The sequence below is a fragment of the Spirosoma koreense genome (genome assembly GCF_054777875.1).
The window spans coordinates 676,694-702,580 of record NZ_BAAHAC010000005.1; the positions used below are offsets into that span (position 1 = coordinate 676,694).

Below are 25,887 nucleotides of genomic sequence, written 5' to 3' on the forward strand. Positions count from 1 at the left end.
CCAAGGGTTAAACAACTCATTACTAAGCTGATACAGAATTGAGGGTGTGTCCTGCGTTAATGGGTAGCAGTCGCCCGATTGTTTTCCTTAACAAAAGTACGTACGTTTGATTACCTAAAGTTATCAGTTACCCATAGGTAATCAGTTACCTTTTGGTAATCAACCACGAACGCTATGCCGAATTACACAGATTGTTTATCCGCGCTGTTACCGATCAGAGACGCTTTGGAAGTAGTGAACGGAAAATGGAAACTGCTGATCTTAGTGTCCATCGGGGTCGGAAATCACCGGTTTCGGGAGATACAGCGCAGTATTCCCGATCTAAGCACGAAAGTGCTGGCGAAGGAGTTGAAAGACCTGGAAGAGAATGGATTGATTAAACGAACGGTTGACGATGGTTACCCTGTTCTGATCACCTATACCACGCTGCCGTATGCGGAAACGTTGGGGAGTGTGATTGAGGCTTTAAAGAACTGGGGCGTCCAGCACCGAGCGCATATTATGGGAGCGGAAGCCTAAGGTCACCTGGCGCAATAGAAGATAGTGAACACCTTAAAGTTGGAACCGGTCTGGCCATCATCAGACAGTAGTCTGTGCTTTGTGGCCATTCTCAAAAAAGCTCCCATTTATAAGCGAAAATAGATGTCTATTTACAGGATAGGGCAACCGTGGCCGGGAAACATATTCTGGAAGTTACCATACCCTATTCTTTGCCGCAGAGCCTTTATAATTGACTGGCATCGCAACTCGTAAACCGTTCTAATATGAACTAATTTGGCTCTAATCTGGCTCTAATATCCGCCCCGTAGCTTTGGCCTACTCATTGAAACAGGCTCATGCGCAGCGGAACTAAACGATACTATTGGCTTCTGTATTTTCTGGCCAGTTGCTGGATCGGCCCGAGTTGGGCGCAACCGGGCAACCCGCCGTCGATGCCGACGAATGCACTCACCTTGCCCAAAGCGCTGGAGTTGGCTCGGGTAAATTACCCAAGCCTTCGGGGTAAATTAGCCACCATTCGGGCTACCGAAGCCGATGCCCAGGCGCTGAACATGGCGCTGTTACCGCAGGCGGGTATTCAGGCACAGACGCTGAACGCTACCTCCAATCAGGTGCGGGGTGCCTATGTTTCCAACGGGGGCTTGTTGCTGCCCGTTTCGGGCGTACGCACCGATGGGTTCAATATGAACGCTGCCTGGACCAGTGCCGCTTCCATGGTCGTCGACTGGGAAGCCGTTACGTTTGGTCGTCGGCAAGCCCGACGCGATCAGGCCCGGCTGGCTGTAGAGCAGGCCCAGGCCGACTACGAAGGCGAATTATTTACCCATCAGGTGCGGGTGTGCGATGCGTATCTGTTAGCGCTCAACGCGCAAAAATCGGTAGCCTTGCAACGGGCAAATCTCCAGCGGGCGCAGGAGCTCCAGCGCATCATCCGCGCCAGCACCGAAGGAGGACTCCGACCGGGTATCGACAGTGCCGTGGCAAATGCCGAAGTGGCCCGCGCTCAACTGCAGGTACTGGAAAATCAGCAACTGGCTCAGCAGCAAGTGCTTCGACTGACTGAATTGATTGGTCAGCCCAACCCGGCTGTGCGGCTGGACTCGATGGTTTTTTATAACCAGTTACCCCAGCTACCGATTTATCCCGGCAGCAACCCAGCATTGCATCCGCAATTGCGCGTCTATCAAAAAAATATTGAGGTAGGAAGAGCAGGCGAAACGCTGCTAAAAGCGGCTGCCTTGCCGTCTGTTTCGGTGCTTGGTTCTCTACAGGGGCGCGGTTCCGGCATCAGCGAAGGAGCACAGGCCGATGGCACCTTTCGCATCGATCCATCGCCGGGCGCTGGTCTGCCGCTGCGTTCTTTCAATTACATCGTTGGGGTAACGGCCATCTGGCGCCCGACTGATTTGTGGCGAACAAAATACGCATTATCGGCCCAGCGCGAACGGATCAACGCCAATCAGCAGATGTACGACCAGCAGGCGCTGGGCCTTCAGGCTGCGGGTCAGAATGCGGTTCTGCAACTTCAACTGGCTCAGGCCCGTGCCCAGCAGGCTCCGCTTCAACTGGATGCCGCCCAGCAGGCGTATATCCAGGCGCAGGCCCGCTACGAATCCGGACTAGACAACATTCAGGCGCTTACCCAGACCAGTGCGTTGCTGAATCGGGCGGAAGTCGATCAGGCTCTGGTTACCAGTAGCGTCTGGCGTGCGCTGCTGCTCCGGGCCGCTACCGTTGGCGATCTGGATTCATTCTTCCAACAACTTCCCCGCTAATTCTCATGATCAAAGCTGCCTTAGCCAAACCCATTACGGTCATCGTCGCCTTAGCCGGGATTGTTTTATTTGCCATATTGGCCCTTTTGCAGATACCGGTGGATATTTTCCCCCGACTGAACCTGCCTACGATTTACATTGCCCAGCCCTACGGGGGCATGACCCCCGCTCAGATGGAAGGCTTCATTGCAACCCGTTACCAGAATCAGTTACTGTATGTATCGGGTATCAAGAGTGTGGAGGTGAAGAACATCCAGGGGCTGTGTCTGGTCAAGTGCAGCTTCTACGAAGACGTCAACATGGCCCAGGTCTCGGGCGAAGTAGCCAACCAGGTCAGCCGTGTCATGAACTACCTACCGCCGGGTACCGTACCACCCACCGTGGTTCGCTTCGATGCGTCGAGCTTACCCGTGGGTCAACTGGTCTTCAGCAGCCGCCGGGCGTCACTGGGCGAAATGCAGGACCTGGCGTCGACTCGCATCCGGCCGCTGTTTTCCCAGATTCCGGGTGCTTCGGCACCCCCTCCGTTTGGTGGTAACGAACGGACGGTTGTGGTAAAAGTCAATCCCGAACGCATGCGCAGCTACGAACTGACGCCCGATGAGATCGTGCAGGCGGTGGTGAAGAACAATCAGATTTCGCCCGCAGGTAGTGTACAGATGGGTGACTACACCGTCATGACACCCAGCAATACGGTACTAGACAAGGTGAGTGAGTTCATGAATATTCCGCTACGGAAAGGCGTAGGCCCCACGGTGTTTCTGCGCGATGTCGCTACGGTAGAAGATGGCACCGACATTACCGTTGGCTACGCTCTGGTCAACGGGAAACGGTCTGTTTATATTCCGGTAACCAAAAGTGCCGATGCCTCCACGATGAGCGTCGTGACCGCGTTGAAAGCCAAATTGCCGGAGATGAAAGCACTCCTGCCCGATGACGTGCAACTGACCTACGAGTTTGACCAGTCGGTTTATGTCACGCAGGCGGTGCATAGTTTGGCGGTGGAAGGTGGTTTGGGCGCGATCCTGACGGGGATTATGGTGCTGCTTTTTCTGGGCGACTGGCGTAGTTCGCTGATTGTTATCCTGACCATTCCGGTTTCGATTATGAGTGCTATTCTGCTGCTGAACCTGACGGGGCAAACGGTGAATATCATGACCCTGTCGGGACTGGCGCTGGCCATCGGGATTCTGGTCGATCAGGCGACGGTCGTGATTGAAAACATTCACCAGCACCTGGAAATGGGCAAGCCCAAGGCCCGCGCGATTCTGGATGCCTGCCAGGAAATGTCGTTTCCGCTGCTGCTCATTACACTCTGCATTCTGGCGGTGTTTGCCCCGGCTTTTCTCATGACGGGCGTGCCGCGCGGCATGTTTCTGCCGCTCTCGCTGTCGGTCGGCTTTTCGATCATAGCCTCGTACGTCCTCTCGCAGACGTTTGTGCCGGTGGTGGCCAACTGGTGGCTAAAGAGCCATCCGCACGCGCAACCCCATGAGCTAAGCATTTTACCTGATCTGGCGAAGCAGCCGGAGGCTCAGCAGGAACATTATGAAGAAAAACATCCCGAAAAAGTAAGCGGTTTTGAGCGCTTCAAGCTGGGGTATCTGCGGCTAATCGACCGACTGCTGGCCCAGCGGGCACTGGTTATTGGCATGTATGCGCTGATTTGCGCACTGCTGATTGGTATTGGCTTCACGCAGATCGGCCAGGATATGATGCCGCGTCAGAATCACGCCCACCAGTTTCAGGTACGGATTGTCGGGCCACAGGGCCTGCGAATCGAACGGACCGAAGAGTTGACCAAGCGGGTCATCAAGCAGATCGACGACTTGGTTGGCCCCCGAAACGTAGCGATTTCATCGGCTTTTGTGGGGATGACCCCGTCCAGTTATGGTACCAGCGCTCTGTACGTATTCAATGCCGGACCCCACGAAGCGGTTCTACAAGTTAATCTGTCCGAAGAATACAAAGTCGAGTCGCTCGATGCCCTGAAAGAGAAAATCCGCCAGCGGGTTCGCCAGAAAATGCCCAACGTCCGACTTTCGTTCGAGCCCATCGATCTGACGGATAAGATCATGAGTCAGGGGGCGCAGACGCCTATCGAGATTCTGGTGGGTGGCAAAGACCTCACTGAAGGCCAGCATTACGCCAACCGGCTGATGACTCGTCTGCGCGAAATCCCATACCTGCGCGATCTGCGGATCAATCAGCCGCTCAGCTACCCGACCGTATCCATTCAGGTAGACCGCGAGCGGGCCGCTCAACTGGGGTTGAGTACCGATGAGATTTCCAAGTCGCTGGTAGCCGCTACGTCATCGAGCCGGTTTACGGCCAAAAACCTCTGGCTCGACCAGTCGAAAGGGTTTGCCTACCAGGTACAGATCCAGCTGGAACAGGATCAGATGAAGTCGGTGGCTGACATTCAGGCGATTCCGTTGGTGAAAGGTCAACTTCGGCCCACCCTGGGCGACGTCGCGACCGTTCGTTCCACTACCATCCCGGGTCAATTCGATCGAATTGGTCCCCGGCGCATCATTACCGTATCGGCCAACATCAATAACCGGGATTTAGGCACGGCCACCCGCGATGTACAGGCGGCTATCACTGCCGCGGGCGATCCGCCCAAAGGGTCGGTGGTAGAACTGCGGGGGCTGGCGCAACTGCTTCAGGAAACGCTGAGCAGCCTGCAGTTTGGGTTAGGATTGGCGATCGTGGTTATCTTTTTACTGCTGGCGGCCAACTACCAATCCTTCAAAGTGGCTAGTGTGGTGTTGGTCAGCATCCCGGCTGTGCTGGCGGGCTCGCTTACGTTGCTGCTTGTTACGGGGCAGACGCTGAATCTGCAATCGTACATGGGTATTATCATGTCGGTGGGGGTATCGGTAGCGAACGCACTGCTGCTGGTGACCAATGCTGAAAGCCTCAGACTCCGTTACCGCGACGCCCGGGTGGCTGCGCGGGTAGCGGGTGCGGCTCGGCTGCGCCCGATTTTGATGACCGCTCTGGCGATGATTGCGGGGATGATTCCCATGGCGAGTGGCCTGGGCGAATCGGGTGAACAGACGGCTCCGTTGGGCCGGGCGGTGATTGGTGGGTTGTTGTTCTCAACGGTTGCTGCGCTGTTGATTTTGCCCGTCGTTTTTGCCGCCGTGCAACGAAAAACGACGTTCGATTCGCCCTCGCTCGACCCCGACGATCCGACCAGTACGTCTTACGATGGCCATCACCCGGTGCTTGCCGAGCCGTCTGAAACCACACTTAGCTACTAACGATTATGCGTTTTTATTCTGTTCTCCGATCCAGTGTACACGTAGCCCTGCTGACAGGTATGGGTTTCCTGCTCAGTCAGTGCGGTAACTCATCCGCTGAAAAAAGTGAGATGACTGAAGAGCCCGTTACCGAAGAAATCCGGTACGACGCCGTTCGAGTGACTGCTACGCGCCCTAGCTCCGAGCTGAATCTGCCGGGTGAGCTGGAAAGCTACTACGAAACGGACTTGTACCCCCGCGTGAGCAGCTACGTCAAAGCGCTGCACGCCGACATTGGCGATCAGGTGCAGAAAGGACAGGTCCTGGCCGAACTGGAAGCGCCCGAGCTGACGGCCAATCTGACCGAAGCCTATTCGAAAGTAAAAGCCGCCGAAGCCGTATACGGAGCCAGTAAAGGCACGTTCCTGCGGGTCTTGCGCACCAGTCGCACGGCGGGGGCTATCTCACCTGTCGATCTGGAAACATCCCGAACCAGAGCCATCTCGGATAGTCTGGGCGTAGTGGCTGCGAATGCCCACTATGCTTCCGTACAGCAACTAGTCAGTTACCTGAAAATTACCGCTCCATTTACCGGCGTCATCACCGACCGTCGTCTGTCGCCAGGGGCTTTTGTTGGGCCCGGTGGACAAAACGGCGTACCCATGCTGAAAATCAAGCAACTGGATCGGCTGCGGCTGCGCATTGCCGTACCGGAAGCCTATCTGGGCGATATTCGTCGGGGCGCTTCCGTTCAGTTTTCGGTGCGTAGTTTTCCGGGGCAGACGTTTACCGGACGGATCAATCGCATTTCGAATAACGTACGGCCGGAAACCCGCTCGGAAATGATCGAGATCGACTTTCCCAACAAAGGCGGTAAACTGAAACCGGGTATGTTTGCTTCGGTGCGGTTACCCGTCAGCCCGGCAGCGGAAGGAAGCTTGTACGTACCTAAATCGGCCGTTATCAGCACAATGGACCGAACGTTTGTTCAGAAAGTTGTGGACGGCAAAGCCGTTCGCGTAACGGTGCAAAAAGGCGACGATACTGCCGGTCAGACGCAGGTTTTCGGTGAGCTGAAACCTGGAGATATTATCCTGAAAACAGCCAGTGACGATCTGGCCGACCAGGCCCCCGTGAAAACGCAACTGGTGAATCTGTAGCCACTGGGCAGTCAGCTTTTCGTCTAGACGAAGGTCGTTGGACTATAAATCAATTGATTACCAGTACGATTGCTCGCTGGAAGCGCGCCAGGCCGGCTAACCGTCATTCGGGATTAATGTCGGCCGTTGCTGCTGCGTGGAATTTTTGTCAGCGGATTGCCCGCCTGCCTGGGGGCTCGCGAAAACCAGACTTTGCGCCGGGCAATCAGTCGGCCAATGATAAACAGAATCACCAGGCCAATGATAACGATAGCGATCAGGGGCAAAAAAACCGTAAAGAGCGACAAGCCAACCGACGCGACATTTTCGCCGGTGGCCACCACCGGGTTGGCAATACCACCCGTAGTAGCCGTCGAGCCGAGCCGGAGTAGGCTGGTGCCCGCCTGAACGATACCCGCCGAACTCCCGCCAAGCATCAGGCCGAGGCCCCAGTGGAGTATTGGATTGTCGATGTGCAGAAAAGAGGTGCTGATCAACGTGCCCGCAATGATCGAAGCGGGTGTAGCGAGCGTATCCAGAAAATTATCGAGCCAGGGAATGTAGTACGAGCCAATCTCAAAAATCGTAGCGACCAGCAATCCGATCAGTGCGGGCCAGTCGCTCAGCCATTCGAAACCCGCTACGGGGCCAACAAACCCGAGTTTTGTGGCAATGCTGGCAATGAGCAGGGGAACAAATACCCGAAACCCGCAGCACGCGGCTAAGCCGACGCCAATACAGGCACTAATGATCCATTCAATGGACATGGTGGTCTATGGTTTGTCGTTCGTAAGGGCAAGTACCGTACCGGGAGTTCCCGATACTACTAAGCCAAAGCAGCCGCTCCGGAGCGGCTGCTTTATAAACTACAAACGAAATAGATGGTTCAGTCGGCGCATCTAGCCGAAAAACTGCGGGTTGAAATTCATCAGAAACGCTTCGTCGGTCGCGCGGGTCAGGGCGGTATACAACCACCGCACAAATTCGTCGTTGACCTGCCCCTCGGGCAGAAATCCCTGATCGATAAAGACCGCGCTCCACTGACCACCCTGCGCTTTGTGGCAGGTCAGGGCGTAGGCAAACTTCACCTGTAAGGCATTCAGATACGGATCCCGCCGGACGGCTTCGGCCCGCTCTTTCTTGCTTTTTATGTAGAAATAATCCTTCATGACGCTCTCGTAGAGCGCTTTATACTGGTCGGAGGCCAGCGACGGTACGGGCGAGTGCAGCGTATCGAGCATGATTTTCGCGTCGAAGTCGGGCTGATCTTCGTAGTCGATGAGCCGCAGCGTAACCGTAGCGAATCGGAAACCATGCATCTCTTCTTTATTTCGGATCTTCTGTACTTCGGCAAACTCGCCGTTGGCCAGAAACCCCGCCGGCGATTCTTCGTCGAGTACGGTATAATTGTTCCGGGCAATCATCAGCATATCGCCCGCGTCGAGTTCTTCTTCGCACTGGTCGATCATCCGCCGGACAAACTGGTTGTACTGAACGGCGGTTTTGTTGGAGCGGCAAATGATGGCCGTGTTTTCGCGGCCGTACTTATCGTAGGCGTATCGGATACCGTCTTCGAGTTTGGTCAGGGGCATCTTAAAAATGTCGTTGAACGACCGAACGTTCAACTGAATGTCGGGCATCTCGGCGGCCGATACGGGGGGCTTATCGCTCAGCAGCGCATCGAACCCCACCGCCTTGGGCGTAGGGGTCGGTTCGCCCAGAAGTATGCGCAAACCAGTGGCGTTGTAAAGGATACCCGAATCTTCGTCCTGACGCATTACTTCGGTAAGCTCCTGCTCATAAACCGTCATGTCGAATGAACTGGCCAGAAACCCCCGGTCCAGTGCTGGACTTAACTCACGACCAATAGGAGGGAGCTGCGCCGTATCGCCCACCAGCATCAGTTTGTTGCCGGGGTTCTCGAACACGAAATCGATCAGATCGGTGAGCAGACCTTTCCCGCCAAAATCGGCTTCATCCGAAATCATCGAAGCCTCGTCGACGATGAAGAGCGTATCCTCGTGGTAGTTTTTCTGACGCTGGAACGCGAGCGTCCCCGAACCCGGATCGGCCACCTGGCGGTAAATTTTCCGGTGAATCGTTTGCGCAGGTTTTTTGGCGTAGTTGGTCATGACCTTGGCCGCCCGACCGGTGGGGGCCAGCAGCACCGATTTGTAGCCGAAACGCGGCAACACTTTAATGAGCGTACCCACGAGTGTGGTCTTGCCCGTACCGGCGTATCCACGCAACAGAAAACAGTCGCGGTAATGCTCGATATCCTCGTGGGCGATGAACGCGCCGATCTGTTCAAAAAACTGTACCTGACCGGCTGTAGGCTTAAAAGGGAAACGTTTGGCCAGCAAATGCGCGGCCGTCTGGGTCTCGTTCATATACCTAAAGGTACGAAAAAAAGCAACATGATAAAAGCGCCGGATTTCGCCGGAGAGGCCTGGATTTATGAGTAATTTTCACTAGATTTTTTGCGTTTTCGGGCGCTTCTGTTTTCCCTTTTCATGCTTTTTTAATATATTGACACGTCTCTAAACTCTCTCCTTATGAACATTCGCCAGATTCTCCAGAGTAAAAAAATTAACGCTCTTTATTCGGTATCGTCGGATCAGACGGTACTGGAAGCCCTTCGGCTGATGGCCGACAAGAACATTGGCGCGGTGCTGGTGATCGACAGAGGAGTTCTAACCGGTATTTTCTCCGAGCGCGATTATGCCCGTAAGGTTATCCTGAAAGATCGCCACTCCGACGATACCCGGATTGCCGATGTCATGACGGCCAACGTCATCACGATCGAGCCCGAGCAGAGTATCGAAGAGTGTATGGTCGTGATGTCGGACCGGCATATTCGCCATTTGCCCGTCATGAGCGATGGCGAACTCATCGGCATTATTTCGATCAACGACGTGGTCAGCGCCATCATTCTTGACCAGAAAACCCGCATTGATTCACTGGAAAGCTATATTTCCGGAAGCCCATACTGAAATATGATTTATGATATATGATGCAGGATGTTGGCGGTCTACTAAGATATCCTACATCATATATCCTACATAAATTCTCTACCTTTGCGTCCCTTATACGTAACCAGATTATGACGCAGGTAGTGGATGCCGACAAGCCCCGCGAAGAAGTACTTAGATTATATGGAAACCGACTTCGGATTCGGGTATGTGGCCTGTATCGGGAGGGCGATCGCCTGCTGATGGTCCGGCATCGGGGCATTAATCCCACCGATACGTTCTGGTGCCCACCGGGTGGCGGAGCGCAGTTTAGCGAAACCGCTCCCCAAGCGCTAACCCGTGAATTTCTGGAGGAGACTGGACTGGATATCGAAATTGGCGATATGCTGTTCGTCAACGAGTTTATGGCACCACCGCTTCATGCTATGGAGCTGTTTTTTACGGTGCAGGTAACCGGTGGATCGCTTCGGCAGGGCATTGATCCGGAAATGAGTCTGGCCGGGCAAATTATCGAGGACGTCCGGCTGATGAGTTTTGAGGAGATCAAAAGCTATCCGCCCGATGAAGTGCACGACCTGTTCCGCTACTGCCAGTCGCTCGACGATGTGTTTCGGCTTCAAGGATACCTCCGTTAACTCATATTAAGCCGACTTAGGTCGGATAGTATGGTGACTAATGTGGAATTTTTAGTAGGTTTATATCGCCTTTTTAACAAGTAGCTATTCGACGTTGTGCAAACCACTGTACCTCTCGTTCCCACGGTAACCGTACGCGCTGACGCTTTTACTCCGAACCATACTGATCGATCAGTGCTGTGTCTGGAGGTAGGTCAGGACCGTTTTCGGTTACTGGTGCAGAATCGGCAGGGGCAGGGATTGTACCTGGAAGATTACGGCTTTCCGTCGCTGCTTACCAATCAGTCGATTACGGCTTTCCTGCCCAATATTTTCCGCAACCACCCGGTGCTGTCGGCAGGACCGTGGCAGGAAATCCGGATCGGGGTCAACTCGCCGTCGTTTACGCTGGTGCCTCAATCGCTCTATCGGAAAGAATACGCCAGTAGCTATCTGGCCCTGATGCGGGGAAGCACACTACCCGCTTACGAATTTGCGCAGGCTTACGTGCACGAGGCCGAAGGGTTTCTGTCCGTTTTCAATCTGGAACACCCCCTGGCCGATTATTTTTCGGAGCTGTATCCGCTTCAGCCCATCACGTATGTGCATCAGATCAGTGCCCTGATTCAGGCTACCGCCGATCAGGATCGCCACATGCTGACACCCGATACGGTTTATCTGTATTATGAAGACGCGTTCGTGACGGTTATTCACCGAAAGAATCACCAACTGCAGTACTGCAATCGGTTCGGGTACAAAAATGTGCAGGACCTGGCTTATTACATACTTTATGTGCTGGATGAGCAGGGACTCAGCCCGGAGTCGGCCACTATTTCCCTATACGGCGAAATTACTCCATTTGCGGATGCCTACGCCGAGCTAAGTCGCTTTCTGCCCCGGATGACTTTTGGGCAAACACCACCGGGTCTCACCCTGGCCAGCGAATTCAGCGAATTACCCGATCATCGCTATTTAAGTCTGTACGGGCTAGGTTTAATGAGTGAATTAACGAATTAGTGATAGGTTTGTTCCTGAATTCACCGCACCAACAAGCGGGTGATCGTTAATGCACAATCTATGAAGCGTATTGCGCTGTTTCCCGGTTCATTTGATCCGTTCACAAAAGGGCACGAAGATATCGTTCTGCGGGGGCTACGCCTGTTCGATGAAGTCGTTATCGGCATCGGCCGCAATGCGCAGAAGGCCCGTTATTTTCCACTGGATCAGATGACGCAGCTGATCGAAGAAGCGTTCCGAAACTATCCGAGCGTACGGGTAATCAGCTATGATGATCTGACGGCCGACGTAGCCCGAACGCTTGGCGCCCGGTTTTTGCTGCGGGGGCTACGCAACACTACCGATTTCGAATACGAAAACGGTATTTCGCAGGTAAACCGCTACATCTACGAAGAGGTTGAAACAGTGTTTCTGATCACTTCGCCCCACCTAGCCCCGATCAGTTCCAGCATCATCCGGGATCTGCACCGCTACGGCCAGAAAGTGGACACGTTTCTGCCTTACAAAATCGATAAAAATCAGTAAATAGAGTCAGGGCTTCGCTGCCAGTAGCTGACGCAGCCATCCGGTTACTATCTACCAGCCACTAACGACGGCACTCTCTATTTGTTGACCGAATCGATCACGTACCGAACCGAGCTAAACGAATTGGTGAGCGCCAGTTGGGTTTCGCGCCGGTCGAGCCAGGCCAGCTTCTCGATATCCTCGTCTATCTGCGGAGTCATACGACTATCGTCGAGAACACTCATGCGGTACCATTTGGTGCGTTTGAGAATGCGGCTGCCGTTGAGCTTGTAGGTGTGCCAGGTGGTGCAGATTCGCTCGCCGACAGCCACGCGAACCCCCGTTTCTTCTTCGACTTCGCGGGCGGCTCCTGCTCTGGAAGATTCGCCATCGTCAAGTTTGCCCTTGGGCAGATCCCAGACTCCACGCCGGAACATGAGCAGCATTTTGTCGCCTTTCAGAACGACACCCCCAGCCGCTTTGATCACTTTGAAGGGCTTTCTGATTGCTTCCTCGCAGTCGTCTTTATTGAGGCACCCCAGCGTAACAGATAGTAGCTGGCTGGCGTCGGCTTTCTGAAGCAACGTCAGCAATCGGCTAACGGTAGCGGGTATGGCGTTCAAAACCAGTAAGTGCCCATGCAGGGCATCTTCTTTCAGCGCTTCCAGACGGGCATCGATAATCAGATCGTAGTCCGTAAAAGGGCGTTGTGGCCCCGACGATTTGGTCGGAGTGGCACCTGTCAGTTGCGCAGCGGCTTTAGCGCCAACGAGCCGAATGGGGCGGTCGTTAATAAAAACAATCATCAGCAAATGAGGTTCGAGCGGCAAAAGTAGCAAAACAGACGGTCTGTCGTATCGGTAAACCTGTTGGAAACACATTCAGTTTCTATATTTTTGCAACAAGCCAACCATCTCCCTTTGTGGAACTTCTCATTATTTTACTGTTGACCATTCTGAATGGCGTGTTTTCCATGTCAGAAATTGCGCTTGTTTCATCGCGTAAATCCAAATTGGAAACGGCAGCCAAAAACGGCGATCGCCGGGCGCAGGTGGCTCTGGATTTATCGAACTCGCCCAACCGGTTCCTGTCGACGGTACAGATCGGCATCACGCTCATCGGGATCTTGCTGGGTATTTTCTCCGGTGATAAACTGACCGACGACGTGCAGGGTTACGTAGCGCAGGTGTCGGTTCTACAGCCCTATGCTCATTCCATTGCCGTTGTGCTGGTGTTGTTGTTACTGACCTATCTTTCGCTCGTTTTCGGTGAACTGGTTCCCAAACGCATTGGCTTGTCCAATCCCGAAGGCATTGCCAAAACCATGGCGGCTCCCATGATCCTGCTCTCGAAAGTAACGTCTCCCTTCATCACCCTGCTTACCCTTTCGAGCGATCTTTTGCTTAAGCTGCTGAATATCAAACCAAATGAAAGCGCCGTAACGGAAGAAGAAATCAAAAGTCTGATCCAGGAAGGCACCTCGGGTGGGGCCATCGAAGAGATCGAACAGGAGATTGTCCAGAATGTGTTCCAGCTTGGCGATCGGAAGATTACGTCGTTGATGACCAACCGGCAGGAAATCGTTTACCTCGATCTGGAAGACGATCCGGCCGAAAATAAAGCCAGGGTTCTCGAATACAAACACTCGGTGTATCCGCTTTGCAACGGGGGTGTCGACGAGGTAGTGGGCCTGATCTATTCAAAAGACTTCCTCGGTAAAGACCTTGATACTGAACTGCTTCGGCTCAGCGAGATCAAACGGGATGCCTTGTTTGTACCCGAAAACAACCGGGCTTACCAGGTGCTGGAACGCTTTCGGGAGCGCCGGCAGTACGTGGGCGTCATCGTGGATGAATACGGGGGGGTACTGGGCGTTATTACCCTGAACGACATTCTGGACGTGCTGGTTGGGGATATCAACGATGATGTCCACTCCGATTACGAAATCCGCGAGCGCGAAGACGGGAGTTACCTAATCGATGCTCAGCTTCCGTTCGAGGATTTTCTGTCTTATTTTTCCATCACCATCAACGCGCAGACCCGTCGTGAGTTAACGGGCTTCGATACCCTCGGTGGCTTTGCACTGCACATTCTGAAAGATATTCCGAAAACGGGCGAGACGTTTGTCTGGCACAAATACCAGTTCGAGATCGTAGACATGGACAAAAGCCGAATCGACAAGATTCTGGTGAAGAAACTGGCCGAAGAATAACCCTGATCTGTAAACAGATGCCCCTTTTTGCTGGTTATAGCTACGAATTAACCTCATCGACAGCTATGACTATGAGACATTTCATGCCTGATCCAAGCGAACAAACCGGCAACGACTCCCGTCGCGTGCCAACCGGTATGGAAACCGATCCTGATGCCGATGAAGAAGTGATCGATCAGCAGGCCGGCGAGTCGCATCCGGAACCTGTAAAAACCGAACAGGAAGCTAAACTGGCGCCCGATAACCTGTCCGATTCCATTGCCTACGCTTTGGATGGCAGCGGCCCCGGCCCTACGAACGCCAAACCCAATGTGTCGGGTCACGATGTAATTACTGAAGGCACGACTGGCGCCGGGCCCGAAGAGGAAAAGGACCTATTTGAATCGTAACGGTCAGTGTCTCTATTCTTCGACGACAATACCTTCTTCGTCTAAGTAGCGGGCGATGTTAAAGGTGTGCCCATTCATTAACTCAATATCGGTGTTCCACTCACGGACCTGCCAGTCGCGATTCGGCTCGATAACCGTAACTGTTCGCGTATTGATCATGATCCAGATGATGCGCTCTACGCCGAAGTCAAGCAGTTTCTTTGATTTTTTATACGTGTAACCAAAGCCCGTCAATTCAGAGGTGTCTGCTTCCGTATCAATTTCAATCGCGATTTTCGGAGGCACTTCCGGATATTTCTTGTTGACTTTATCGGCGGTCAGGACCGCTTTGTCGTAAATGGCAATGTCATTCGACAGGTTGTTGTTCTTGTCGATATGGCTACCGATCTCGTTGGTGTAGACCCGGTACTTTTTGCGGTCTATAAACTGATAAATAATCGATAAGATATAACTCACCAGTTCGGCCTGCAAGGAACTGCACCCCATAATATCTTCCAGCGTTTTTGTTTTGTTCAGCACAGACTGGTAGCCCCGGTAGTAAATGGGCTTACCGTCCATGACTTCATAGACCAGATAGTCCGGAATTTTCCGTCTGGACTTCGCTGTAGTTTTGGTTGAAATAGGGGTCGGCATACGCACTGACTTTTCTCAAATATATAAATTGATTCGAACGGAGACAAATTAGACCACTTCTTTGTACTGCATCCGGTACAGGTTGGCGTAGAAGCCCTCGTGCTGAAGCAGCTCTTCGTGATTACCCTGTTCCATAATTCGGCCTTTATCGACAACAATAATGTTATTGGCTTTCTGAATAGTCGACAGGCGGTGGGCAATAACGATCGCCGTACGGCCTTTCATGAGCTTGCTGATGGCATTCTGGATCATCTCTTCGGTTTCGGTATCGACCGACGAGGTGGCTTCGTCGAGTACGATAATTTTGGGGTCCTGCACCATAGCCCGCACAAAGGAGATCAACTGGCGCTGCCCCACCGACAGCGTCGAGCCCCGCTCCATGACGTTGTATTCGTAACCACCCGGCAACCGCTCGATAAAGTCGTGAACACCTACCAGTTTGGCCGCTTCAACGATCGTTTCGCGGCTGATGCGTTTATCGCCGAGGGTAATGTTGTTTTCGATCGTATCGGAGAAAAGAAACACATCCTGCAGAACCACTCCGATGTTTCGGCGCAGATGCCCGAGCTCATACTGATGAACGTCTGTCTTATCGACCAGGATTTCGCCTTTGTTGATATCGTAGAACCGGCTCAGCAAGTTGATAATCGATGACTTTCCGGCACCGGTAGCGCCCACAAACGCGACGGTTTCGCCTGGTTTGACGTAGAACGAGATATCCCGCAGCACCCAATCTTCGTTGTTATAGGCGAACCAGACATTTCGGAATTCAACCTCTCCCCGAATGTGTTCGGGAGCATAGGTGCCGTCATTAGCTGTAAACTCATCGCTGTCCAGTAATTTCAGAATTCGGTCGGTGCTGACGATACCCATCTGAAGCGTGTTGAACCGATCGGCCAGCATCCGGATCGGTCGAAAAAACAGATTGATGAACATCACAAAAGCCGTGACCGTACCGAAGGTAACATCTGAGTGAATGATCTGCTGGGCACCGTACCAGACAACCAGTCCAACCGCAACGGCCGAAATAATGTCGGCAACGGGGTAATACACGGAATAATACCAGATCGAGCGGATGTTGGCGTCGCGGTGTTCGGCGTTGATGACACGGAATTTTTCAGCTTCGATTTTCTCGCTGCCGAAAATCTGAACGATGTTCATCCCCGTAATGTGCTCCTGCACGAACGAGTTCAGGTTGGCCACCGCCGTCCGGACTTCGTTGAACGACTTCTTGATTTTTTCCTTGAAAACGTAGGTGCTGAACAGCATCAGCGGAATGGTCGACAAGCTGATGGCCGCCAGCCGCCAGTCGGTATAAAACATCACCCCGATGATCAGGATCAGCTGTAAAATATCACCTGCAATAGCCGCCATGCCCTCGCTGAACACATCTGCCAGAGTTTCCACGTCGGAGATGGAGCGCGTTACCAGCCGGCCTATTGGCGTGTTATCGAAAAACTTGAGTCGCAGGTGCAGGATTTTCTGATAGAGCTGCACCCGGATGTCGCGAATGACGTACTGACCCAGCCAGCCCGACAGATAGGTATTGGAAAATTGAACGATAGCCTGGACGACCAGCACACCGATCATGACGATCAGCATAAGGGTTAGCCGTTGATAATCGCCCATCGAAATTACGTTGTCGATGGTATAGCGAATCAGTAAGGGCGTCAGGGGTGCCAGGCAGGCCGACAGTAAAATGACCCCAACCAGAGAATAGAAGCGGCCCTGGTAAGGTTTGACAAATGCGTATAGGCGTCGGAGGATAGCCCAGTCGAAAATTCGGCCGGACTCGGCGCTTTTTTGTTCGTTGCTCACAGAAAATAAAATGGCGAGTGTAGGGAGGTAACAGCGTTTGCAAGCCGAACGTTTCAGGTTTTATACCGGCTATTCGGGTAAGCCTGGCTAAAAAGCAGTAAAATCGGTCGGCCCTGCCTTTTCTGAATAATTACCTGACCGATCATCCAGATGAACCGCCGACAATTTGTTCAGAAAACCGCCGTTGCCGGACTCGCAACGCAGATTTTACCCTTTCCGATCTTCGGGCGTAATGCGCCTGGCGAGAAAGTGATCGTGGGCATAATCGGTACGCAGTCGCGGGGAAGCTGGCTGGCTGGCATTTACTCGAAACTACCCGGTGCCGAAGTAGGCTATATCTGCGATGTCGAAGACGGAGCCGTTGCCAACGGCCTGAAAGCGGTAGAGAAAGCCGGGCAGACGCGCAAACCCAAGGTTTTTAAAGACCTCCGAAAACTACTCGAACAAAAAGATCTGGATGCGGTAGCGATTGCAACCCCCGATCACTGGCACGCGCCGGCGGCCATGCTGGCCTGTTCGGCCGGTAAGCACGTATATGTCGAAAAACCGTGTGGCCATAATCCGCAGGAAGGCGAGTGGCTGGTTCAGGCAGCCCGAGCCCACAATCGGATCGTACAGATGGGTAGCCAGCGCCGGTCGTGGCCCACGCTGCAGCAGGCAGCGCAGGAAATTCGCGAAGGAGCTATTGGAAAGCCGTATTTCGCCCGGGCCTGGTATTACAACAACCGCAAGCCGATCGGAACCGGCAAACCGATTGCCGTTCCGGCATCCCTCGACTGGGACTTGTGGCAGGGCCCCGCTCCACGCAAAGGCTATCAGGACAACGTGGTACCCTACAACTGGCACTGGTTCTGGAACTGGGGAACCGGCGAAGCCTGCAACAATGGTACGCACGAAATCGACTGCTGCCGCTGGCTGATGGGCCTGGACTTCCCAACCAAAGTGACGTCGACGGGTGGACGGTATGCGTATAAAGGCGACGATTGGCAAACCCCCGATACCCAGCAGGCGTCATTTGAGTTCGGCGATAAAGCCTCCATCACCTGGGAGGGGCTGAGTTGCCAGGCGTTTGGTCCCGAAAAAAGCGGTCGCGGATTTACGATTTACGGTGATAAAGGGGTGCTGTCGGCTCCCGAAAGTGGCCCGGGTTATCAGTTGCTCGATCTGGGTGGTAAAGTCATTAAGGACGTAAAAGGCGATGCACCCGCCAATGCTGCAACGAATGCGATCAGCGCGGGTGGCGAAAAGCTGGATGCGTATCACCTCGATAATTTTCTCGAAAGTATCCGCGGAAAAACAAAGCCGACTGCCGAAATTACCGAAGGCCATAAGTCGGTATTGCTCTGCCATCTGGCCAATATTGCCCATCGCACGGGTAGTATGATTTACACCGACCCGACCAACGGTCATATTCTGCGCAATCCGGAAGCGTCGAAGCTGTGGAGCCGCGAGTACGAAAAAGGCTGGAAACCGGTGGTTTAAAAAAGTCATTTATTGTCATGCATAGTCATGAGTTGTTAGGAAGAGAATTAAGCCATTCCAGCTATGGATGACTACTCATGACAACAATGACTACGAATGACCATGTTCTATGAAACGACGCTCCTTTACGCGCCTGGCCGCGGCTCTGCCCTTTGGTTTACCCATTGAAAACCCAGGAACTGTCGCTAAGGTATCCGCAACGAATGCAACGGCCACCGACGATCGGTCTTACTGGCTACAAACCCTGCTGAAAATTGCCGATCCGGTGCTGAACGCCCTGGCGCAGAATCGCCTGAAAGCCACGATGCCCATCGAGTCGGCACCGGGGCAACAGGAAAGTCGCCTGGCGGTATCACATCTGGAAGCACTCGGCCGGACGATGGCGGGGCTGGCTCCGTGGCTGGAAATAAGCGCAGACGATTCGTCGGAAGGGCGGCAGCGACAGAAATACCTGAGTCTGGCCCGACAGGCCATCGCCAACGGCGTCGATCCGCACGCGCCCGATTATCTGAACTTCACCAAAGGCGGACAACCGCTGGTCGATGCGGCTTTTCTGGCGCATGGACTGGTGCGCTCGCCGAAACTGTGGGCGGCCTTAAAGTCAGAGGAGCAGGCGAATGTTATAAAAGCGCTGCAGGCCAGCCGGGATATAAAACCGGGCTACAATAACTGGTTGTTGTTCAGTGCGATGGTCGAAGCTGCGCTGCTGAAATACACCGGTTCGGGTGATGAACTGCGGATGGATTATGCCATTCGGCAGCACCAGGCCTGGTACAAGGGCGACGGAGCGTATGGCGATGGCCCCGATTTTCACTGGGATTATTACAATAGCTACGTCATTCAACCGATGCTGCTGGATACCGTTCAGGTACTGGTCGATGCCAGAAAAGCAGATAAAAGTTTATACGACTCCCTGCTGGGCCGTGCGCAGCGCTACGCCATGATCCAGGAGCGGCTCATTGCACCCGATGGCTCGTTTGCCGCTTTCGGACGGTCGCTGGCGTACCGGTGCGGAGCGTTTCAGTTGCTGGCGCAGGTTGCCTTACACAAGAAACTGCCTGCCGAACTGCCAGCTGCTCAGGTCCGTTCGGCCCTGAATGCGGTGATCCATCGGACGATGGACGCGCCCGGCACGTTCGATGCGAAAGGATGGCTGCAGATTGGTTTATGTGGGCACCAACCCGCCATCGGTGAAACCTACATCTCGACGGGAAGCCTGTATTTGTGCTCGGTCGCGTTTCTGCCGCTGGGTTTGCCCGCATCAGACCCCTTCTGGACTGAATCCGCTACCGACTGGACCGCCAAAAAGATCTGGTCGGGGCAGGACGTAAAAACCGACCATGCGATTAAAGGGTAAACTAAAAAGCTGAATGCGAGAACGCATTCAGCTTTTTAGTTAGTTTCCAGAATAAGAATTACGAAACCAGTCCGCCGTTCCAGACGGCCTCGCCCGGTGTGATCAGCGATAATTTACCGTCGCGGTCTTCGGCCATCAAAATCATTCCCTGCGATTCCAGTCCCATCATTTTCCGGGGAGCCAGATTGGCCAGAAATGTTACCTGCTTGCCAATGACTTCTTCGGGCGTAAAATGCCTGGCAATACCGCTCAGAATCTGTCGGCCGCCCAGGCCGTCGTCTACTTTCAGTTTCAGCAGCTTATCGCTTTTCGGAACCCGTTCGGCTTCGGTGATGGTACCGATTCGGATATCCATTTTAGCGAAATCCTCGTACGTAATCTCCGACCGGATTTCCGGAACGGCCTTTGTTTCTAACTCATTCATGCGTTTAGCATTCAGTAACTTATGAATCTGTTTATTGATTTCGTCGTCTTCAATTTTGGCAAAGAGCAAATCGGCGGGTCCTGCCGGAGCCTGCCCCAATGCATGACCCATGACCAGTAAGTCGGCACGACCCGCGTTCGTCCAGTTGAAATCGTCAGTAATGGCCAGTTGCGTCCGTAGCTTTTGGGTTGTAAACGGCAAAAACGGTTCACACACGATGCTCAGGTTTGCGGTGATCTGCAAGGCAATGTTCAAGATTGTATGCGCACGCTGCGGGTCGGTTTTGATCGCTTTCCAGGGTTCGGTTTCAGCCAGGTATTTATTCCCCAGTCGGGCCAGATCCATCAGGTGTCCCAGCGCTTCCCGGAACCGATAGTTCGAAATGGCCTGCCCGATCCGGTCCGGAAACAAGGCCAGCTCGTCCAGAACCTGGTTGTCGTAGGCCGTGAGTTCGCCAAGAGCGGGAACGTGACCGTCGGCCATCTTGTGCGTCAGGACCACCGCCCGGTTGACAAAATTTCCCAGAATGCCGACCAGTTCAGAGTTGTTCCGCGCCTGGAAATCTTTCCAGGTAAACTCACTGTCTTTGGTCTCAGGTGCATTAGCCGCCAGCACATACCGCAGCACGTCCTGCTTGCCGGGCAGTTCCTCCAGGTATTCGTGCAGCCACACCGCCCAGTTGCGCGAGGTGCTGATTTTGTCACCTTCGAGGTTCATAAACTCGTTGGCGGGCACGTTATCGGCCAGGATATACGATCCCTCGGCCATCAGCATCGCCGGGAAAATGATGCAGTGGAAAACGATGTTGTCTTTACCGATAAAATGCACCAGCTTAGTGTCTTTGTCGCGCCAGTAGAGCTCCCAGTCGCGGCCCTGCTGCTCTGCCCATTCTTTGGTCATCGAAATGTAGCCGATGGGCGCGTCGAACCAGACGTAGAGTACTTTTCCGTCGGCATCCGGCAGCGGAACTTTAATGCCCCAGTCGAGGTCACGGGTCATTGCCCGGGGCCGCAGCCCTTCCTTCAGCCACGACTGACATTGCCCGAACACGTTGGTTTTCCATTCGGTGTGGCCGTTGACGTAGGCTTCGATTGCAGGCTGCATCCGGTCGAGCGGTAAAAACCAGTTTTTAGTCGAGCGCAGAATGGGTTTGGAGCCCGACAGCGTGGAGTGCGGTTCGATCAGCTCGGTTGGGCTAAGGGCCGTACCACAGCGTTCGCACTGGTCACCGTATGCATTCGGGTTGGCGCAAACCGGGCAGGTACCGACAATGTAGCGGTCGGCCAGAAACTGCCCGGCCACTTCGTCGTAATACTGCTCGGTCACTTCCTCGTCAAAATCGCCTTTGTCGTAGAGCTTCGTGAAAAACTCCTGCGAAGTTTCGTGATGAATCTGATTCGACGTGCGCGAATAAATGTCGAACGAGATGCCGAATTCCTGAAACGCCTGTTTGATCTGGCCGTAGTATTTATCGACGACCTCCTGGGGCGTAATACCTTCTTTCTTGGCTTTGATAGTGATAGGTACGCCGTGTTCGTCGGTGCCGCTGATGAAAGCGACATCCTTACCCGTCGAACGGAGGTAGCGGACGTAAATGTCGGCGGGTAGGTAGCATCCGGCAATGTGGCCGATGTGGATCGGGCCATTGGCGTAGATCAGGGCCGCCGTAACGGTATAGCGTTGGGGATTTTCGAGGGACATAATCCAGTATTTGGGACGCAAAATTAGCAATTCAGGCCCGAACGTTGTTATGTTTACACAAAGAGTACAGCCGGGCTGCTATGGAGAACACCACCTCGAATACGAATAATTTCCTCAACCGGGTCGAAATCAAAATCTTCAATTGACATCATCACTACCTAATCCTGTTTTTATTACCGGTGCCACCGGGTTTATCGGTTCGCACATTGCCCGGCGCTACCTGGCGGATGGGCACCCGGTTTCGGCTTTGTATCGACCCGAAAAAGGATACGGCATGCTGGCCGACGTGGCCGACCAGATTACCTGGCACGAAGGCGATGTGCTGGATATTCCGTCGCTTCAGACGGCCATTCAACATCGTATGGATGTAGTTCATGCGGCCGCCATCGTTTCCTTCTCGCCGAAAGACCGCGACCGGATGGATCAGATCAATGTAGAAGGAACGGCGAATGTCGTGAATGTGTGTCTGAAGGTGGGAATTCGTAAATTCGGTTACCTGAGTTCGGTAGCTGCCCTCGGCCGACCCGTAGCGAAAAACAGTACGCCAACCGAACCGATCATTATCCGCGAAGATCAGAAATGGCAGGATTCACCCAATAATTCTGCTTATGCCAAAAGCAAGTACCGGGCCGAACTGGAAGTCTGGCGCGGGGTCGCCGAAGGCCTGAATGCCGTCATGGTCAATCCGTCTATCGTGCTCGGAACGGGCGACTGGAGCCGGAGTAGTCTGCAATTGATCAGGTACGTACACGACGAAAAACCATTTTATCCGGCGGGGCTGGTCAATTACGTCGATGTGCTCGACGTGACCGATGCGCTGGTCCGGCTGATGCAGTCGTCGGTTACGGCCGAGCGGTTCATCCTCAATGCGGGCACCATTCCCTACCGATCCTTGTTAGAACAGATAGCGATGGTAGTGGGTAAGCGCCCGCCAACGATGCGGGTACCGCCCGTACTCACGCGCTTGCTCTGGCCGCTGGAAGCCCTACGGGCCTGGCTGACGGGCAAGGCCCCGCTCATCACCCGCGAGACAGCCCGATCGGCGAGTTCGTTTTACAGATACGACGGTCGGAAAATTGAGCAGGTGACTGGCTTTCAGTACCGACCGTTGAGCGATACGCTTCAGCGGGTAGCCGATGCCTTTCAGCAGCCGCAGACCGGTGCTTAAATTTTAGGGCGAAGGGTTGGAGTTTCGCTTTTTTGAGTTTATATTTCAATGCCAAAGGATAAATCGCGCCATTGGTGCGGCCCCTATCCGCCAAACATTTTTCAGGCAATAGTATGGAGCAAGAGTTCGAAGAACGAGAAGGCGATATTAAAGAATCCATCCGGCGTTTTGAGCAAATGCTGGACCAACAGCAAAGCCAGTTTTTCGATCTGGATGTCTACGAACAAATGGTGGAGCATTATCTCAACCAGGGTGATTTAGACAAGGCGTTCAAGGCCGCCGAATCCGGGCTGGAAAACTTCCCCTATGCGTTGGAATTAATGCTCGATAAAGCCCAGATTCTGGCTAATTTCCAACGATTCGACGAGTCGCTGGAGTTACTGGAACGGGCTTCATTGTTTAACCCCGGCGACCTCGACGTGCCGTTTATGCAGGGTTCGGTGCTGAACATGGCTGGTCGTTACGAAGAATCGGTTCAGGTGCTGGAAGAACTCCTCGACCGGGCCGACGATAAAGACGATATTTTGTTTCAACTGGGGCAAAGTTATCAGAACTGGGGTAAGTACGACGAAGCCATTACACAATACAAGAAGTCGATCGCGCTGAATATCAACAACGAAAATGCCCTGTATGAACTGGCGTTTTGCCTGGACGTTACGGGGGAGCTCGAAAACAGCCTGACTTACTATCAGCAACTGATCGATGCCGACCCTTATTCGTATAATGCCTGGTATAACATCGGTATCGCCTACAGCAAGCTGGGTCGGTACGAAGAAGCTGCCGAAGCATACGATTATGCGGTAATTATCAAAGACGATTTTGCGTCTGCGCATTTCAATCTGGGCAATACATACATGAACCTGGGGCTGTTCGAAAAAGCTGAAGGATGCTATCGCCAGACACTCAAATACGAAGAAGCAACCGCCGACACGTACTGCCACCTCGGCGCGAGCCTGGAAAAACAGGACCGTCTGCCAGACGCGATCAAAGAATACCGGGAAGCGCTGAAGCTCGATGCCATGTGGGACGAAGCCTGGTACGGCATTGGCGTTTGTCTCAGCGAGTCGGGTAAATGGTACGAAGCGCTACCGTTTCTGCAAAAAGCTATCAAACTCAATGACAACAACGGCGAGTATTATCTGGCCGTTGCCGAAACTGAGTATAAAGTGGGTAACGTGCTGTCGAGTATCGAAGCCTTCGAGAAAGCCGCCGAAGTAGATGCCGAAAATCCCGATGTCTACCTAACCTGGTCGCTGGTGCCATTTGATCAGGGCGATTTTCTCCGGGCCAACGACATCATTCAGTCGGGTATCAACGACATGCCGCAAGAAGCCGACCTGTATTATCGGTCAGCGGTGTATCTGATCCATGCGGGTCACTACCGTGAAGCGCTCGTTCAGCTCGAAGCGGCCCTCACGCTCGATTACGATGCGCACGTGCAGTTGTTCGAGTTTTTTCCGGAATTGGAAAAACAAAAAGCGCTGTACAAGATCATTCAGCAGTATAAAGAAAAAGAATAGGTAAGCATCGAAACAATAACAGAAAGTCGCTTTCATCGTCAGAAAGCGACTTTCTGTTTTATAATGGTGGGTCAGCACAAAGGAACGGATTACTGGTCGAATCGGTTAGTCAGCCAGATTATTCGTACGATTTACCCGTTTTCAGGAATGATGCAGTTGACCAGCGATAAAAGCGGCTACGGGCTTGTACGCTGTTTTTTACTAATCAGTTGGGTGCTGGTGATGTTGAATCCGTTTCGGGCAACTGCCCAGAATGATTCTGCGCGAACGGTTTCCGCAGTCGGTCAGCAGCACGTACCGGCCGACTCGTCGGCCGATATCTGGGATGTGTACTATCAGTTTATCAACCGCAAAGGACACCGGCCCGCCGAACGGACAAAACCAGGCTTTCATCCTTCGATCTTCCCGGAACTGGCCTACGCTCTGCAAACCGGCTTTGCGGTTGGCCTGAATGCGAATCTATCGTTCACCAGTGCCGATCCACAACAAAACGTTTCGGTTATTTATTCGACGCCCCAGTATACCCAGTATCAGCAGGTTATCATCCCGATCGTTACGAACTTATGGACAAAGGGCAACCGGTACAACATCGTCAGTGACTGGCGTTACTATAATTATTCGGCCGATAATTTCGGCCTGGGCGGCAGTTCTCGGGCCGACGTCGACGATCGTCTTTTTTATTCGTATCTGCGGTTGCATCAGGCGGTACTGCGGCAGGTAGCTCCCAATTTTTCAGTGGGTATTGGATACGCGCTGGATTACCACTGGCGAATTCGGGAAGAAAACGATACCCCGCAACTCAACGATGATTTTCAGCGCTACAATTCCGGTAGTCGTTCTGTGTCGTCCGGGCCAACGTTTACAGTACAGTATACCAACCGTCGAAACCCTAACAATCCGCAAAGTGGTTTTTTCGGTAGCGTCCTGGTTCGGCCCAATCTGCGCTGGCTGGGTAGTGATCAGAACTGGCAATCGGTAGTGGCCGATTTCCGTAAGTACGTTCCCCTGACCCACGACGGGCGACATATCCTGGCGTTCTGGAACATGAACTGGCTGAGCTTCGGGGAGCAGGCTCCGTATCTCGATCTGCCCAGTACGGGCTGGGATACGTATTCGAATCTTGGCCGTGGATACACCCAGGGTCGCTTTCGGGGGAAAGACTTGATTTATCTGGAAACCGAATACCGAACCATATTGCTCACGAACGGTTTGCTGGGAGGAGTCATCTTTGCCAATATGCAGATGTACACAGACTACCCCGATTCGGCTCACTTTGGCCGATTACTGCCGGGTGGTGGGGTTGGCCTGCGCCTGAAAGTAAACAAGCATTCGAACCTGAACCTGGCCATAGACTATGGTTTCGGCGTGGGTGGTTCACAGGGGATTTTCCTGAATTTGGGAGAGGTATTCTGA

21 protein-coding genes are annotated in these 25,887 nt (G+C 53.4%); 15 read left to right on the top strand and 6 right to left on the bottom strand.

Features of this window, described 5'->3' with window-relative positions:
* The first annotated feature begins 174 nt into the window (after window positions 1-174).
* The 4 genes from ACYVC2_RS08650 to ACYVC2_RS08665 all read left to right on the top strand — a co-directional run bounded on the left by ACYVC2_RS08650 (window position 175) and on the right by ACYVC2_RS08665 (window position 6,684).
* Complete coding sequence (locus tag ACYVC2_RS08650; protein WP_461101906.1) at window positions 175-519, top strand: winged helix-turn-helix transcriptional regulator; 345 nt, start codon at window positions 175-177, stop codon at window positions 517-519.
* A 317-nt stretch (window positions 520-836) separates the two neighbouring features.
* Window positions 837-2,276, top strand: a complete 1,440-nt coding sequence (locus ACYVC2_RS08655; RefSeq protein WP_461101907.1) for a TolC family protein — start codon at window positions 837-839, stop codon at window positions 2,274-2,276.
* Window positions 2,277-2,281: 5 nt separating this feature from the next.
* Entirely contained in the window at window positions 2,282-5,545 is a 3,264-nt protein-coding gene (locus tag ACYVC2_RS08660) for an efflux RND transporter permease subunit (protein WP_461101908.1), read from the top strand.
* A gap of 5 nt (window positions 5,546-5,550) precedes the next feature.
* Window positions 5,551-6,684: an efflux RND transporter periplasmic adaptor subunit gene (locus ACYVC2_RS08665; RefSeq protein ID WP_461101909.1), complete on the top strand. Its 1,134-nt coding sequence runs from the start codon at window positions 5,551-5,553 to the stop codon at window positions 6,682-6,684.
* A 113-nt stretch (window positions 6,685-6,797) separates the two neighbouring features.
* Here ACYVC2_RS08665 and ACYVC2_RS08670 read toward each other — a convergent pair whose 3' ends face one another.
* Both ACYVC2_RS08670 and ACYVC2_RS08675 read right to left on the bottom strand, forming a co-directional pair.
* A complete protein-coding gene (locus tag ACYVC2_RS08670; protein WP_461101910.1) occupies window positions 6,798-7,430 on the bottom strand; it encodes a DUF4126 domain-containing protein in 633 nt (210 codons plus the stop codon).
* A gap of 132 nt (window positions 7,431-7,562) precedes the next feature.
* Window positions 7,563-9,053 carry an ATP-dependent DNA helicase gene (locus tag ACYVC2_RS08675; protein WP_461101911.1) on the bottom strand — a complete coding sequence of 497 codons (1,491 nt, stop codon included), beginning with the start codon at window positions 9,051-9,053 and terminating at the stop codon, window positions 7,563-7,565.
* A 165-nt stretch (window positions 9,054-9,218) separates the two neighbouring features.
* Between ACYVC2_RS08675 and ACYVC2_RS08680 the strand changes: the two genes are divergently transcribed.
* The 4 genes from ACYVC2_RS08680 (at window position 9,219) to coaD (ending at window position 11,791) form a co-directional block, all read left to right on the top strand.
* Complete coding sequence (locus tag ACYVC2_RS08680) at window positions 9,219-9,656, top strand: CBS domain-containing protein (protein ID WP_461101912.1); 438 nt, start codon at window positions 9,219-9,221, stop codon at window positions 9,654-9,656.
* Window positions 9,657-9,766: 110 nt separating this feature from the next.
* Entirely contained in the window at window positions 9,767-10,270 is a 504-nt protein-coding gene (locus ACYVC2_RS08685) for an NUDIX domain-containing protein (RefSeq protein WP_461101913.1), read from the top strand.
* 96 nt (window positions 10,271-10,366) lie between these two features.
* On the top strand, window positions 10,367-11,266 hold the full coding sequence (locus tag ACYVC2_RS08690; protein WP_461101914.1) for a DUF3822 family protein: 900 nt from the start codon (window positions 10,367-10,369) through the stop codon (window positions 11,264-11,266).
* 60 nt (window positions 11,267-11,326) lie between these two features.
* Window positions 11,327-11,791, top strand: coding sequence for a pantetheine-phosphate adenylyltransferase (gene coaD / locus ACYVC2_RS08695; RefSeq protein ID WP_461101915.1), 465 nt, complete (start codon window positions 11,327-11,329; stop codon window positions 11,789-11,791).
* A gap of 77 nt (window positions 11,792-11,868) precedes the next feature.
* On the opposite strand, the gene ACYVC2_RS08700 is transcribed toward coaD, so the two are convergent.
* Entirely contained in the window at window positions 11,869-12,576 is a 708-nt protein-coding gene (locus tag ACYVC2_RS08700) for an NUDIX hydrolase (RefSeq protein ID WP_461101916.1), read from the bottom strand.
* Window positions 12,577-12,692: 116 nt separating this feature from the next.
* On the opposite strand from ACYVC2_RS08700, the gene ACYVC2_RS08705 reads away from it, so the two are divergent.
* Both ACYVC2_RS08705 and ACYVC2_RS08710 read left to right on the top strand, forming a co-directional pair.
* Window positions 12,693-13,982 carry a hemolysin family protein gene (locus ACYVC2_RS08705; protein WP_461101917.1) on the top strand — a complete coding sequence of 430 codons (1,290 nt, stop codon included), beginning with the start codon at window positions 12,693-12,695 and terminating at the stop codon, window positions 13,980-13,982.
* Window positions 13,983-14,053: 71 nt separating this feature from the next.
* Window positions 14,054-14,371, top strand: a complete 318-nt coding sequence (locus ACYVC2_RS08710) for a hypothetical protein (RefSeq protein ID WP_461101918.1) — start codon at window positions 14,054-14,056, stop codon at window positions 14,369-14,371.
* Between the two features lie 12 nt (window positions 14,372-14,383).
* On the opposite strand, the gene ACYVC2_RS08715 is transcribed toward ACYVC2_RS08710, so the two are convergent.
* Window positions 14,384-15,004, bottom strand: a complete 621-nt coding sequence (locus ACYVC2_RS08715) for a Uma2 family endonuclease (protein WP_461101919.1) — start codon at window positions 15,002-15,004, stop codon at window positions 14,384-14,386.
* A gap of 48 nt (window positions 15,005-15,052) precedes the next feature.
* Window positions 15,053-16,822, bottom strand: coding sequence for an ABC transporter ATP-binding protein (locus ACYVC2_RS08720; RefSeq protein ID WP_461101920.1), 1,770 nt, complete (start codon window positions 16,820-16,822; stop codon window positions 15,053-15,055).
* 150 nt (window positions 16,823-16,972) lie between these two features.
* Here ACYVC2_RS08720 and ACYVC2_RS08725 point away from each other — a divergent pair, with 150 nt between their 5' ends.
* Both ACYVC2_RS08725 and ACYVC2_RS08730 read left to right on the top strand, forming a co-directional pair.
* Entirely contained in the window at window positions 16,973-18,304 is a 1,332-nt protein-coding gene (locus ACYVC2_RS08725; RefSeq protein WP_461101921.1) for a Gfo/Idh/MocA family protein, read from the top strand.
* Window positions 18,305-18,413: 109 nt separating this feature from the next.
* Window positions 18,414-19,661, top strand: a complete 1,248-nt coding sequence (locus ACYVC2_RS08730; protein ID WP_461101922.1) for a DUF2264 domain-containing protein — start codon at window positions 18,414-18,416, stop codon at window positions 19,659-19,661.
* Between the two features lie 58 nt (window positions 19,662-19,719).
* On the opposite strand, the gene metG is transcribed toward ACYVC2_RS08730, so the two are convergent.
* Window positions 19,720-21,786, bottom strand: coding sequence for a methionine--tRNA ligase (gene metG / locus ACYVC2_RS08735; protein WP_461101923.1), 2,067 nt, complete (start codon window positions 21,784-21,786; stop codon window positions 19,720-19,722).
* Window positions 21,787-21,928: 142 nt separating this feature from the next.
* On the opposite strand from metG, the gene ACYVC2_RS08740 reads away from it, so the two are divergent.
* From ACYVC2_RS08740 to ACYVC2_RS08750, 3 genes are all read left to right on the top strand, one after another.
* A complete protein-coding gene (locus tag ACYVC2_RS08740) occupies window positions 21,929-22,954 on the top strand; it encodes an NAD-dependent epimerase/dehydratase family protein (protein WP_461101924.1) in 1,026 nt (341 codons plus the stop codon).
* 113 nt (window positions 22,955-23,067) lie between these two features.
* Window positions 23,068-24,474 carry a tetratricopeptide repeat protein gene (locus ACYVC2_RS08745; protein ID WP_461101925.1) on the top strand — a complete coding sequence of 469 codons (1,407 nt, stop codon included), beginning with the start codon at window positions 23,068-23,070 and terminating at the stop codon, window positions 24,472-24,474.
* Between the two features lie 147 nt (window positions 24,475-24,621).
* Entirely contained in the window at window positions 24,622-25,887 is a 1,266-nt protein-coding gene (locus tag ACYVC2_RS08750; protein WP_461101926.1) for a BamA/TamA family outer membrane protein, read from the top strand.